Annotated in this window: 11 protein-coding genes; 8 read left to right on the top strand and 3 right to left on the bottom strand. The window is 67.1% G+C overall.

What is annotated here, in order from left to right:
• Positions 1–44: 44 nt before the first annotated feature.
• On the top strand, positions 45–1,052 hold the full coding sequence (locus tag PBT88_RS08205) for an aspartate carbamoyltransferase catalytic subunit (protein WP_270078709.1): 1,008 nt from the start codon (positions 45–47) through the stop codon (positions 1,050–1,052).
• Positions 1,049–2,305, top strand: a complete 1,257-nt coding sequence (locus PBT88_RS08200) for a dihydroorotase (RefSeq protein WP_270078708.1) — start codon at positions 1,049–1,051, stop codon at positions 2,303–2,305. Before PBT88_RS08205 ends, PBT88_RS08200 begins: the two co-directional genes overlap by 4 nt.
• A 48-nt stretch (positions 2,306–2,353) precedes the next feature.
• Here PBT88_RS08200 and PBT88_RS08195 read toward each other — a convergent pair whose 3' ends face one another.
• The 3 genes from PBT88_RS08195 to PBT88_RS08185 are packed head-to-tail and all read right to left on the bottom strand — an operon-like array spanning position 2,354 to position 5,116.
• A complete protein-coding gene (locus PBT88_RS08195; protein WP_270078707.1) occupies positions 2,354–3,685 on the bottom strand; it encodes an SPOR domain-containing protein in 1,332 nt (443 codons plus the stop codon).
• Between the two features lie 22 nt (positions 3,686–3,707).
• Entirely contained in the window at positions 3,708–4,391 is a 684-nt protein-coding gene (locus PBT88_RS08190) for a hypothetical protein (protein ID WP_270078706.1), read from the bottom strand.
• Positions 4,392–4,402: 11 nt separating this feature from the next.
• A complete protein-coding gene (locus PBT88_RS08185; RefSeq protein ID WP_270078705.1) occupies positions 4,403–5,116 on the bottom strand; it encodes a ParA family protein in 714 nt (237 codons plus the stop codon).
• A 161-nt stretch (positions 5,117–5,277) separates the two neighbouring features.
• On the opposite strand from PBT88_RS08185, the gene PBT88_RS08180 reads away from it, so the two are divergent.
• The 6 genes from PBT88_RS08180 (at position 5,278) to PBT88_RS08155 (ending at position 12,789) form a co-directional block, all read left to right on the top strand.
• A complete protein-coding gene (locus tag PBT88_RS08180) occupies positions 5,278–6,279 on the top strand; it encodes an SPOR domain-containing protein (RefSeq protein ID WP_270078704.1) in 1,002 nt (333 codons plus the stop codon).
• A gap of 53 nt (positions 6,280–6,332) precedes the next feature.
• Positions 6,333–6,647: a hypothetical protein gene (locus PBT88_RS08175; protein WP_270078703.1), complete on the top strand. Its 315-nt coding sequence runs from the start codon at positions 6,333–6,335 to the stop codon at positions 6,645–6,647.
• A gap of 148 nt (positions 6,648–6,795) precedes the next feature.
• Entirely contained in the window at positions 6,796–7,359 is a 564-nt protein-coding gene (ahpC, locus tag PBT88_RS08170) for an alkyl hydroperoxide reductase subunit C (protein WP_270078702.1), read from the top strand.
• A gap of 121 nt (positions 7,360–7,480) precedes the next feature.
• Entirely contained in the window at positions 7,481–9,064 is a 1,584-nt protein-coding gene (ahpF, locus tag PBT88_RS08165; RefSeq protein ID WP_270078701.1) for an alkyl hydroperoxide reductase subunit F, read from the top strand.
• A gap of 192 nt (positions 9,065–9,256) precedes the next feature.
• A complete protein-coding gene (locus PBT88_RS08160; protein WP_270078700.1) occupies positions 9,257–11,653 on the top strand; it encodes a TonB-dependent receptor in 2,397 nt (798 codons plus the stop codon).
• Positions 11,654–11,661: 8 nt separating this feature from the next.
• The gene (locus PBT88_RS08155; RefSeq protein WP_270078699.1) at positions 11,662–12,789 is read left to right on the top strand and encodes a glycerophosphodiester phosphodiesterase; all 1,128 of its coding nucleotides are present in this window, start codon (positions 11,662–11,664) and stop codon (positions 12,787–12,789) included.
• Positions 12,790–12,899 lie beyond the last annotated feature (110 nt).

Genomic DNA, 12,899 nt, shown 5'->3' with positions numbered 1-12,899 from the left:
TTCGCGTGCTTGTCACCCCCTCGTCACACCGATAGGGGACGCGCATGACCGACGCCGAACCGTCCGATAACGCCCCCTCCGCGGACTTCACGCTGCCCGAGGGCATCCATCCCTTCCCCCATCGCCATCTCACCGGAATCGCCGGCTTGCAGCCGTGGGAAGTCGGCTTTCTGCTCGACGAGGCGGAGCAGTGGATCGCGCTCAATCGCGCCACCGCCAAGCATGACGATCGGCTGTCCGGCCTCACCCAGATCAACGCCTTCTTCGAGAACAGCACGCGCACGCTGCTGAGCTTCGAGATCGCCGGCAAACGGCTCGGCATGGACGTGGTCAATATGCACGCCGCGCAATCGAGCGTGAAGAAGGGCGAGACCCTGCTCGATACGACGGCGACGCTCAACGCGATGAAGCCCGACGTGATCGTGATCCGCCACGATGCCAGCGGCGCCGTCGGCCTGATCGCCGACAAGGTGGATTGCCCGGTGCTCAACGCCGGCGACGGGCGGCACGAGCATCCGACCCAGGCGCTGCTCGATGCGCTGACCATCCGCCGCCGCGTCGGCCGGATCAACGGCACCGTCGTCACCATCTGCGGCGACGTGCTGCACAGCCGGGTCGCGCGGTCCAACATCCTGCTGCTCGGTACGATGGGGGCGGAGGTCCGCGTGGTCGCGCCGCCGACGCTGCTGCCTCCCGCGATCGAGCGGATGGGCGTCACCCCCTACACCGATTTCGACGCCGCGCTGGAAGGCGCCGAGGTGGTGATGATGCTCCGTCTCCAGCTCGAGCGGATGGACGGGGCGTTCGTGCCCAGCCCTCGCGAATATCATCATTTCTACGGCCTCACCCGCGAACGGCTGGGTCGCGCCACCAAGGGCGCACTGGTCATGCACCCCGGCCCGATGAACCGGGGAATCGAGATCACCTCCGACGTCGCCGACGACATCAGGCAATCCGCGATCACCGAACAGGTCGAGATGGGCGTCGCCGTCCGCATGGCCTGCCTCGACGTGCTGACCCGGCAACGGCGCGGCGTGGAGGGCTGGGCATGAGCCGGCTCGGCCTGAAGAGCGGCACGCTCGCGATCCGCAACGGCCGGATCATCGATCCCGCCACCGGCACCGTCAGCGAAGGTGGGCTGCTGATCCGCGACGGTCTGATCGAAGCCTTTGGCGAGATCGAGCATGGCGTCTTCCGCAAGTCGGACGTGGTGGCGGATGCCCGCGGCGCCCTGATCGCGCCCGGCCTCGTCGATGTCGGCGCCTTCGCGATCGATCCCGAGGCGGCGTCCGCCGGCGGCATCACCACCACGCTGCTGATGCCCGACCAGGCGCCGCCGCTCGATGCCCCCGCGCTGATCCGCCAGGCGGCGTCCTTTCCGCAGGATGCACTCACCGTCGTCCCGTTCGCCGCCGCGACCCGCGGGCTGGCCGGACGCGAAATGGCCGAGATCGGCCTGATGAAGCGCGCCGGCGCAGTCGCGGTCTCGACCGGGCGCGAATGGATCGCCGATTCGGGGCTGATGCTCCGGCTGCTCTCTTATGCGTCCGCCTTCGACATGATCGTCGTCACCCATGCCGAGGACGGCATCCTGGCCAAGGGCGCCGTCGCCACCGATGGTGAGATGGCGACCCGGCTCGGCCTCGCCTCGGCCCCTGCGATCGCCGAGGCGATGGCGGTGGCGCGCGACATCATGCTGGCCGAGGAAACCGGCGCGCGCATCCATTTCCGCCAACTCTCCACGGCGCGCGCCTTCGATCTGGTGCGTGCCGCCAAGGCGCGCGGCGTCGGGGTCACCTGCGGAGTGAGCCCCGCCCATCTGCTGCTGTCCGATCAGGCGATCGGCCCGTTCAAGACCTTTGCCCGGCTGTCGCCGCCGCTGCGTTCCGAAGACGACCGCAAGGCCACGATCGCAGCGGTGCGCGACGGCACGGTCGACCTGATCTGCTCGGGCCATGATCCGCGCGGCCCGGAGGCGAAGCGCCTGCCTTATGTCTCGGCCGAGCCGGGCATGGCCGGGGCGGAGACTTTGCTCACCCTCGCGTTGACGCTGGTGAAGGACGAGGTGATCGATCTCGCCCGTCTGTTCGATCTGGTCGCCGGGGCGCCCGCGCGCCTGTTCGGGCTGGATGCGGGGCGGATCGCGATCGGTGCGCCCGCCGACATCATCCTCGTCGACGACGGCACGCCCTGGAAGATCGTCGGCGAGAAGCTCGCGGGGCGCGCCGGCAACACGCCGTTCGATGGCCTGCCGGTGCAGGGCCGCGTGCTGAAAACGATCAAGGGCGGCCAGCCTGTCGGCTGACCGCCCCTGCCTTTCCCCCCGTCGGAAAGCTGGTTCGGATAAAGCTGGTTAGCGCGAGGCGACCTGCGTCCCGGCATCGCGCTTGACCCACTGGAGCGGCGCATCGCCGGCAGTGGCGCGCACGAAGCACTGGCCGCCCTTGGTGCGGATCTGCTGGCACAGCGACACCGCCGATGCGCGATCGGCGAAGCCCGAAACAGACAGCCGCACCAGCGACGCTCCGGACAGGCTGAGCTGCGCGCGGGCCGGGGCATAGCCGGCGAGGCGCGGCATCGCCTTGGACGCACGCTCCCATGCCGCCTGGATCGCACCGGCCTTGGCGAAGGCGCCGAGTTGGACGACATAGCCGCTGGAGCGGAAGGCCGGCTTGGGCTGGACCGTCATCACGGCGCGGCGGAACGGCTGCTCGGGCGCGCGCAACAGCGTCGGCGGTGCGATGGCGCGCCGGGTGGCCGAGGTCTGGGCGACGCGCATCACCGCCGCGGCCGGCGCATCCGCCGGGGCGGCGGTCTGGGCCGGCTCGTCGAGCGGCACCGTCACAGCCGCCGTTTCCGCCGCGACCGGTGATGGAGCGGGCACCGGTGCCGGATCGGCAGCGGCGAGCGCCACCGGCGCCTGCGACGGCGCCGGACCCGCCAGCGCGAGTTCCGTCGGCAGGCCCGGATCATTGGCCGGCTTCACGCCGAGCATGGAGGCGACCTGGGTCGTGCCCGCCGTTTCCGGCTTGGCGAGTTCGGCCCAACGGCCGATCTGGTCATTGATCTGGCTGGCCGGCGTATCCTGCATCGCAACCGCGCGTGCTTCCCGCCACTGGCCGTTCAGGGCAAAGGAAAGCGCGAGGTTCTGGCGGGTTCGTGCATCCGATTTGCCATCGCGCACGACCTGGGTGAGCATCGCGATCGCGGCCTGCCGATCGCCCGACAGCGCAAGCGCGAGGCCGAGATCGGCGGCGGGGATCTGGCCGTTGAGGTCATGCAGAATGGCCTGCGCCTCGCCGGCACGCCCCTGCGCGATCTGGGCCAGCGCCATATTGAACTTGGCCTTGGGCTGATCGGCGTTGAGCGTCAGCGAGTCGCGGAAGCTCGTCTCGGCCGAGGCGAAGCGGCCTGCGGCGAGATAGGACTGGCCGAGCAGCATCCGGTAGCCGGCATTGTCAGACTGGAGCGCCACCGCCTTCTCGGCCGCATCGACCGCGGCGACCCCCTTGTGGGCGGCCAGCGCGCCGCGCGCCTTGTCGGCGGATTTCGCGGCGACCTCCTTGGCCTTCGGTGTCTGATCGGCAATGGTGGCGACATGATCGCCGCCGGTGGTGCAGGCCACGGTCGAAATGCCGAGCAACAGCGACATGGTCGCGAGCCGGGCGAGTGTCTGACGGTTCATCGTTCCTGGTCCCCGGAAATCATCAATTTTGCGCCGGCAGGCTGTCCGCCAGCCGCGCAACGTCGGGCAGAGATTCAAGCAACTGGTCGAGCGCCGCGATGACGAGCAACTGGGCCGAGCGGTTCTGCACGGCACAGGCAAGCCGCAGGCGCAGGTGACGATCCGCATCGAGGCGAAGCGTGAACGCCGCCTTGCGCCCCTCGCTGCGCCGGGCGACGGCCTTCGGCGCCACCTTGTTCGTCACGACGGTCTTGCCGGCGGGCTTCGTCGTCTTGGTCTTGGTCTTGGGCTCGGGCGTTGCCGGAGCAGATGTCTCCGCCACGGCCTCATCCACTACGGATGCGGCCACGACGGATGTGACCTCGACGGGCGGCGTTGCCACGACGGGCTCCACCAGCACCGGCTCGGCGGGTGCGGCGAACTCGCGCGCAATCTCTTCCTGCTGGCGCACCACCACCGGCGGTTCGACGGGCGTGTCGACCGGCGAAGCTGGCGCGAGCGGCGGGCCGGCAAGGCTGGACGGCAGCTTGGGCGTCACCGCGCGTGGCGCCGGCGGCGGCACGTCATGGCCCATGTCGTTCCAGCCGAGATCCTCGGCCGACCCGGTGCCGAAGCCATAGCCCTGCGGGCGCATCGCCGGCCGCGCCTGTCCCTTGCGGGCCAGCAGGCCCGACGAGAGCGATGCGAAAGCCTTGTTGTCACGCATGCCGCTATCCCTCACTGGACCACGCGACGGCCGAAGCCGCCGGCGGGTCGAGGTGCCATCGCCGCCGGGCCGATCGACGGCGCGGTGAACACGGTGCGACGGAAATTCTTCTCGAGCCGATCCCAGATGTAGGACCAGAGCTCGACCACCTCGTTGGCGGAGCGCCCCTTGGGATCGACCTCCATCACGGTGCGGCCGTCGATCATCGAGGCGGCGAAATCGGTGCGGTGATGGACGGTGATCGGTGCCACCGTGCCATGCTGGCTGAGCGCGATCGCCGCTTCATGGGTGATCCGCGCCTTGGGGGTCGCGCCGTTGACGACGAACAGCAGCGGCTTGCCCGAGCGCTCGCACAGATCGACGGTGGCGCCGACGGCGCGCAGATCGTGCGGGCTCGGGCGAGTCGGGATCACGATCAGTTCGGCGACCTGGATCACGCTCTGGATCGCCATGGTGATCGCCGGCGGGGTATCGATGATGGCGAGCTTGAAGCCCTGCTGGCGCAGCACCTCCAGATCGGCGGAGAGGCGTGCCACGGTGGTCTGGGCGAAAGCCGGCATATCGGCCTCGCGCTCGTTCCACCAGTCGGCGAGCGACCCCTGCGGATCGATGTCGATCAGCACGACCGGCCCCGCCCCGGCCCGCTGCGCCTGCACGGCGAGGTGACCCGAGAGGGTCGTCTTGCCCGATCCACCCTTCTGCGATGCCAAAGCGAGTACCCGCATGCCCTGCCCTTCAAACGTCCGATTGGAAGCGGACATCCCATGGACAGGGCTAAGATCGAGTTAACATCACCCTGTAATCTCCGAACACTTATCGTTAACGCGTAATATCCCATGGGCGGCTGTGCAGCTATGCGGCGGAATCGAGTGAGAAAGGGATGACTATGCGCTTTGCTGGGGCGATGATGGGGGCGATGATGGTCACGGCGCCCGCGATGGCCGCCACCGTCAAGGACGGCGTCGATGCCTGGCAGCGCGGCGACTATAGCGGCGCCGTCGCGATCTGGCGCCCGCAGGCCGATGCCGGCGATGCCGATGCCGCGTTCAACCTCGCCCAGGCCTACAAGCTTGGGCGCGGCGTCAGCGCCGATCTCGGCCAGGCCAAGATGTGGTATGGCAAGTCCGCCCAGGCCGGCCATATCCAGGGCGCCGCCAATTACGGCCTGCTGCTGTTCCAGGACGGCGACCGCCGTTCGGCCATGCCCTGGATCACCAAGGCCGCCGACGCCGGCGATCCGCGCGCGCAATATGTCCTCGGCACCGCCCTGTTCAACGGCGACCTCGCCACCAAGGACTGGCCCAAGGCCTATGCGCTGATGACCCGCGCCGCCGCTGCCGGCCTGCCGCAGGCGACCACCAGCCTCAGCCAGATGGATCAGTATATGAGCCCCACCGATCGGCAGAACGGGCTTCAGCTGGCGAGCCAGATGGCCGCCCGCCCGATCCCGCCGACCGGCCGTCAGCTGGTGACGGGCGGTGGCGCCGATACCGGCCTGACCGCGCCCGCGTCGGTGGTGTCGACCCGGCCGAGCGATCTGGCCTCGCCGTCGCCGGTGCGCGTCGCGCAGGCGAAGCCCGCCAAGGTGCCGCCGGCCGCCAAGGCGCCCCCCGCTGCCAAGCCGGCGCCCGTACCGCGGTCGGCCGCTGCAACGCCGGCCCTCGCCTCCTCGGGCGGAAAATGGATGATCCAGCTGGGTGCCTATGGCTCGCAGGAGGGCGCTGCGACCGCTTGGGGCAAGATCGCCGGCCGGCTCGGCGGGCTGCACCCGATCTACGAGAAGGCCGGTGCCGTCACCCGCCTGCGCGCCGGGCCGCTGGCCGACAAGGCCGCCGCCGCCAAGGCCTGCGCTTCGGCCGGGCAGGCCTGCTTCCCGGTCGCGCCTTAACCCTTCGTTCGGCCTTCGATGCGATGATCGACCTCCGCGCTATGGGAGGGCTTATGGCATCGAGAAGCTGGCTCGCGAAGGATGACAGGCTGGTGCCACAGGGGCGCCGCCCGCTCTGCCTGCTGCTCGCCGATCGCCCGATGCCCGTTGCGCTCCGCGAAGTGTCCGGCGCCGGGGCGTGGATCGAAACCCATGCCCGCCTCGATCCCGGCACGCGGGTGACGCTGCGCCATCCCCAGGCCGGCACGATCGCGGGAGAGGTGATCGGCCAGGATCGCGAAGGGCTCCAGCTCGCCTTCGATCGCAGCGAGGCCGCCGTCGCCTTCGCGCTGGCGGCGATCGCCGCGGACATGAGCCGCCCCGACTGACGGATCGACCGCATTTGCCCGGCCGGCTTTCGCATGCTGCGCGTGCGAGTGAGATTATCGTTCTCAGATAGTGCGATTCTCGATTTCCCTTGGCGAGGGGCGATCCCTAGATGGGGGTCTCACCCCTCACCAGCCAATCGGAGCAGACATGTCCCTCATCGGATCGACCATCAAGCCGTTCGAAACCCAGGCCTATAAGGAAGGCCAGTTCGTCACCGTCACGGATGCCGACACCAAGGGCAAGTGGGCCGTATTCTTCTTCTACCCGGCCGATTTCACCTTCGTCTGCCCGACGGAGCTCGAGGATCTCGCCGATCATTACGAGACCTTCTCGAAGCTCGGCGTGGAAATCTACTCGGTCTCGACCGACACCCATTTCAGCCACAAGGCCTGGCATGACACCTCGCCGGCGATCGGCAAGATCAACTATTACATGCTCGGTGATCAGAACCATGTGATTGCGAACAATTTCGATATCCTGCGCGCGGGCCAGGGCCTCGCCGATCGTGGCACCTTCGTCGTCGATCCCGAGGGCGTGATCCAGCTCGTCGAGATCACCAGCGAGGGCGTCGGCCGCAACGCGGTCGAACTGCTCCGCAAGGTGAAGGCGGCGCAGTATATCGCAGCGCATCCGGGCGAAGTCTGCCCGGCCAAGTGGGAAGAGGGCGAAACCACCCTCGCCCCGTCGCTCGATCTCGTCGGCAAGATCTGAACGATCAGCGGGGCCGGTTTCGGCCGGCCCCGCACCTTTCCGATCGACCTGCCTTCCCGTCAGCCGTGAGCCCTGGTCACGCCTGACGCGAAGACAGCCATTTTTTCCCAAGGAGAGCATGATGCTCGACGCGAATCTGCAGACCCAGCTCAAGGGCTATCTGGCCAATATCAAGCAGCCGATCGAACTCGTCGCGTCCGCCGACGACTCGCCCAAATCGCGCGAGATGCTGTCCCTGCTCGACGAGATTGCGGCGCTGTCCGACGATGTTTCGGTGGTCCGCCAGGACGACGACAAGCGTCGCCCGTCCTTCATGATCCGCCGCAAGGGCAGCGATATCGGCGTGCGCTTCGCCGGTATCCCGCTCGGCCATGAATTCACCTCGCTGGTGCTGGCGCTCCTCCAGGTCGGCGGCCATCCGTCGAAGCTGGCGCAGGACGTCATCGCGCAGGTGAAGGATCTGGACGGCGACTATGCCTTCGAGACCTATTTCTCGCTCACCTGCCAGAACTGCCCGGATGTCGTGCAGGCGCTCAACCTGATGAGCGTCATCAACCCCCGGATCAGCCACGTCGCGATCGAAGGCGGCCTGTTCCAGCAGGAAGTGGCCGATCGCCAGATTATGTCGGTGCCGGCAATCTACCTGAACGGCGCATTGTTCGGCCAGGGCCGCATGAACGTCGAGCAGATCCTGGCCAAACTGGACACCGGCGCCTCCGCCCGCGTCGCCGAGAAGATCAGCGCCAAGGAGCCGTTCGACGTGCTCGTCGTCGGCGGTGGCCCCGCCGGCGCGGCGTCGGCCATCTATGCCGCCCGCAAGGGCATCCGCACCGGCCTCGCCGCCGAACGCTTCGGCGGCCAGGTGCTCGACACGATGTCGATCGAGAATTTCATCTCGGTGAAGCATACCGAAGGCCCGGTGCTCGGCACCGCGCTCGAACAGCATGTCGCCGACTATGACGTCGACGTGATGAACCTCCAGAAGGCGACCAGGCTGGTCCCGGCCAAGGCCGAGGGCGGCCTGCACGAAGTAACGCTGGAAAGCGGCGCCACGCTCAAGGCCCGCACCGTCATTCTCTCCACCGGCGCGCGCTGGCGGCAGATGAACGTGCCGGGCGAGGACAGCTATCGCAACAAGGGCGTCACCTACTGCCCGCATTGCGACGGCCCGCTGTTCAAGGGCAAGCGCGTCGCGGTGATCGGCGGCGGTAATAGCGGTGTCGAGGCGGCGATCGATCTCGCCGGCGTGGTCGCCCATGTCACGCTGATCGAATATGACAGCGACCTGCGCGCCGATGCGGTGCTCCAGCGCAAATTGGCGAGCCTGCCCAACGTCAAGGTGATCACGTCGGCGCTCACCACCGAGGTGGCGGGCGACGGCCAGAAGGTGACCGGCCTCCATTACAAGGATCGCAACCACGACACGATGCACGAGATCGAACTCGAAGGCATCTTCGTGCAGATCGGGCTGGTCCCCAACACCGAATGGCTGAAGGACTCGATCGCGCTGACCCCGCGCGGCGAGATCGAGATCGATCATCGCGGCGAGACCTCTCGCCCCGGCATCTTTGCCGCCGGCGACGTGACGACCGTGCCCTTCAAGCAGATCATCATCGCCATGGGTGAGGGCTCGAAGGCCGCCCTCTCGGCGTTCGATTATCTCATCCGCCTGCCCGTGGACGAAGGTGCGCTGATCGCCGCCTGATCTACCCCGACGGCCCAGTTCCGCAGGGGCTGGGCCGTCCCGCCTGTCTGTACGGCACAGCCTCCAGAACGAGGTCTGTCGCATCGGCAACACTCCGCCTGCGTAACAAAAACGTTACGCACGTGTCACCGAAATGTCCTTCGCGCTGCCTATCGACCAGCTGCGGTCTTTCGCCGCGGTTGAGAGGTTTCCATGGTTGCTTCGCGTAGTTCCGTCATCGCCATCGCCGCGTGCCTAGCCTGCACGCTTCCCCTCGCTGCTGCGAACGCGACCGACGTTGCTACGCCTGCCAGCGACGCCGCCACCGAAGCGGCCCCCCCTGCTCCGGCCGATAATGGCGGGATCATCGTGACGGCGCGGCGGACCCGCTCGGTCCTGACGCTCCAGGGCGCCGAAATCCAGAAGATCATGCCCGGCGCCAGCCCGTTGAAGGCGATCCAGACGCTGCCCGGCGTGACCTTCATGACCGCCGATCCCTGGGGCAATAACGAGCAGAACATCTCGCTGTTCATCCACGGCTTCTCGGCGAGCCAGCTCGGCTACACGATGGACGGCATCCCGCTGGGCGACCAGACCTACGGCAATTACAATGGCCTCTCGCCGCAGCGCGCGATCATCTCGGAGGATGTCGGCCGGGTGACGCTGGCATCGGGCGCCGGCGATCTCGGCACCGCCTCGACCAGCAATCTCGGCGGCACGATCGACACCTATTCGAGCGACCCGAAGGCAGAGCGCGGCGCCACCATCCAGCAGACCTTCGGCAGCTATTCGACGTTCCGCACCTATGCCCGCGTCGACAGCGGCACCTTTGGCAACGGCAACAGCTTCTACGTCTCCGGCGTGCGGCAGGATGCCAAGGCCTGGGATTTTGACGGCCACCAGGGCGGCTATCAGGCGGACGCCAAGTTCGTCCATGACGACGCCACCGGCAAGCTGACCCTGTACGCACTCTATTCGGACAAGGCGGAGCCGAACGAGGACGCCTCGGTCGTCACCACCGCGACCCAGGGCAGCTATCCCTATACGCGGCCCTTCTACTACCCGGACTTCGCGGGCATGGAGAATTATCTCAAATCCGGCGCCTATGCCGCTGCCGGGTCGAATTACCGCAACTACTACAGTGATGCCCAGCGGACCGACTATCTCGCTTACGCCAAATATGACTGGCATATCAGCGACCGCGTCAACTGGTCCAATCAGGCCTATTACCATCATGACGATGGTGTCGGCGTTGTCGCCGGCCCGATCAACGTCGCCGGCCTGCCCGGCCTGTTCGCCAAATATTTCCCGACGCTGACCTCGGCCCAGCTCAGCACCCAGTTCGGCGGCTCCGGCCTCGCGACGCGGACGACCGAATATCGCATCGATCGCGAAGGCGTGATCTCCACGCTCACCGCCGATCTCGGCAACCATCATATCGAGGCCGGTGGCTGGTACGAGCATCAGAGCTCGTCTTCCTATCGCCGCTGGTATGCGTTGGACGCCAATGATCCATCGTCGCCCTACACCCGGCCCGGCGACTATGAAGATCCTGAGATCACGCAATATGGCAGCCAGGTCCGCGTCGAGGAATATCAGACCCACATCCAGGACAATTGGCACGTGCTGCCGACGCTGACCCTGATGGCGGGCTTCAAGAGCACCTTCCAGGATGCCTCGCAGAAGGTGCCGGTGCAGCCGATCGCCGGCTCCTTCACCGGATCGACCGCGCTGCCCGTCGGCAAGATCAACACCAGCGAGGCGTTCCTGCCGCAGGCCGGCCTGCTGTGGGATGCGACCCCGCACGAGCAGATCTTCGTCAACGCGCAAAAGAACGTCCGCCAGTTCCAGACCAGCGCGTCCAGCGGCCTGTCGCCCTTCGCGCTCGGCAGCCAGGAGGTGTTCGACGACTTCAAGAACAGCGTGAAGCCCGAAACGAGCTGGACCTACGAGGCCGGCGCCCGCACCCAGCGCGCGCTCGATCTCGGGCCGATCACCGGCTTCGAGGGGCAGATCAGCTATTATCATGTCGACTTCAAGAACCGGCTGCTGGCGCTGAGCCCGACCACGGTGATCACCTCGATCATCAGCGGCGCGGCGGTCCTCCAGAATGTCGGCAGCGTGAAGACCGACGGTGTCGATATCGCCGGCACGCTGCACTTCGGCCGCCACTTCTCGATCTACGACGCAGTGTCGTATAACAACTCCCGCTACGAGCAGAATTACCAGACCGGCCTGCCGGCGGTGACCGTCCTCACCAAGGGCAAGAAGGTGCCCGGATCGCCCGATTGGCTGAACAAGTTCGTCGTGTCCGGCAATTATGGGATCTTCGACGCGCAGCTGAGCGGCGACTATATCGGCAAGCGCTACGCGACCTACACCAACGATCTCTCGGCGAAGGCCTATTTCACGATGGCGGCGCGGATCGGGGCGACCATCCCGATGTCCGGCAACGGCGTCCTCAAGCAGCTGACGCTTGCCATCAACGTCACCAACCTGACCGACAAGAAGGCGGCATCGACGCTGTCGATCGGCGCCGCATCCGGCACCTACAACGCCTTCCCGTTGCCGCCACGCCAGGTGTTCGGCACCATCGGCTTCGGCTTCTGAGGGGCGGGATGATGCAGCTGACAAGACGCGAATCGCTGGGAGCAGGCGCCGCCCTGCTCGCCGCGACATCGACTGCCGCACGGGCCGTTCCCACCGCGAAGCGGATCGAGATCTTCGGGCACCGCGGCGCATCGGCGCTGCGGCCCGAGCACACGCTGGCCTCCTACGCCAAGGCGGTGGAGGACGGCGCCGACTTCATCGAGCCCGATCTGGTGATCAGCAAGGATGGCGTGCTGATCATCCGGCACGAGAACAACATCGCCGAGACCACCGACGTCGCCAAGCATCCCGAATTTGCGGATCGCAAGACCGAGAAGACGGTCGATGGCCAGAAGCAGGTCGGCTGGTTCGTGGAGGACTTCACGCTCGCCGAGCTGAAGACCCTGCGGGCGATCGAGCGGCTGCCCCAGCTGCGCCCGCAAAATGCGGCGATGGACGGCTGGTTCGATATCGTCACCTGGTACGAGATGATCGATTTCGCCGCCGCCTTGAGCCTTGCGCGCGGGCGGACCATCGGCCTCGTCCCCGAACTCAAGCATTCGACCTATTTCCAGTCGATCGGGATGCCGCTGGAGGACCGCTTCCTCGCCACGCTCGCGCAGCATGATTATGTCCGCCGCTGCCCGCTGGTGATCCAGTCCTTCGAGATCGCCAACCTCAAATATCTGCGGAGCAAGCTCGGCCGCCCCGCCAATGTCCGGCTGATGCAGCTGACCGAAGGGGTCATGCCGGATCTCCGGCCCGCCGACGTGGTGAAGGCCGGCGGCACGCTCACCTTCCAGCAGATGATGGAGCCGGCGGGGCTGGCCGAGATCAAGCGCTATGCCGACATCCTCGCACCCGATACGCGGACGATCATTCCCCTCGGCCCCGACAAGAAGATGGTCGCGCCGAGCCCGGTGACGGCCGACGCGCATCGCGCCGGCCTGGTGGTGATGCCGTGGACGTTCCGGCCTGAGAACTACTTCCTCGCGGCGGATTTCCAGAACGGGGCGGGCCCGGCCGCACGCAATCCCGCCGGTTCGATCGCGGAGATCAGGGCCTGCCTGCGCGCCGGGATCGACGGCTTCTTCACGGACGATCCCGGCATTGGTCGCCAGGCCATCGGCACCAGCGAGACGGCGCTTCGTTCCTGAACGACGAAAACGACGATCCCGATCATGGATGATCCCCAGAAATGTGCCGATGGCGCATTTCTGGGGATAGAATGAGATCGTGCCGCAGCCGTACTCGACAGGCTCTGCCG

It is taken from the genome of Sphingomonas abietis (assembly GCF_027625475.1).
GTDB classification, from domain to species: Bacteria; Pseudomonadota; Alphaproteobacteria; order Sphingomonadales; family Sphingomonadaceae; genus Solisphingomonas; species Solisphingomonas abietis.
The sequence above is the reverse complement of the archived record's forward strand: the minus strand, read 5'-3'. Positions and strand labels throughout refer to the sequence as shown.

Coding starts and splice junctions, on each gene's coding strand:
- PBT88_RS08180 (WP_270078704.1), top strand. CDS start 5,278: ATGCGCTTTGCTGGGGCGATGATGGGGGCGATGATGGTCACGGCGCCC.
- PBT88_RS08205 (WP_270078709.1), top strand. CDS start 45: ATGACCGACGCCGAACCGTCCGATAACGCCCCCTCCGCGGACTTCACG.
- ahpC (WP_270078702.1), top strand. CDS start 6,796: ATGTCCCTCATCGGATCGACCATCAAGCCGTTCGAAACCCAGGCCTAT.
- PBT88_RS08160 (WP_270078700.1), top strand. CDS start 9,257: ATGGTTGCTTCGCGTAGTTCCGTCATCGCCATCGCCGCGTGCCTAGCC.
- PBT88_RS08190 (WP_270078706.1), bottom strand. CDS start 4,391: ATGCGTGACAACAAGGCTTTCGCATCGCTCTCGTCGGGCCTGCTGGCC.
- PBT88_RS08175 (WP_270078703.1), top strand. CDS start 6,333: ATGGCATCGAGAAGCTGGCTCGCGAAGGATGACAGGCTGGTGCCACAG.
- PBT88_RS08155 (WP_270078699.1), top strand. CDS start 11,662: ATGATGCAGCTGACAAGACGCGAATCGCTGGGAGCAGGCGCCGCCCTG.
- PBT88_RS08200 (WP_270078708.1), top strand. CDS start 1,049: ATGAGCCGGCTCGGCCTGAAGAGCGGCACGCTCGCGATCCGCAACGGC.
- ahpF (WP_270078701.1), top strand. CDS start 7,481: ATGCTCGACGCGAATCTGCAGACCCAGCTCAAGGGCTATCTGGCCAAT.
- PBT88_RS08185 (WP_270078705.1), bottom strand. CDS start 5,116: ATGCGGGTACTCGCTTTGGCATCGCAGAAGGGTGGATCGGGCAAGACG.
- PBT88_RS08195 (WP_270078707.1), bottom strand. CDS start 3,685: ATGAACCGTCAGACACTCGCCCGGCTCGCGACCATGTCGCTGTTGCTC.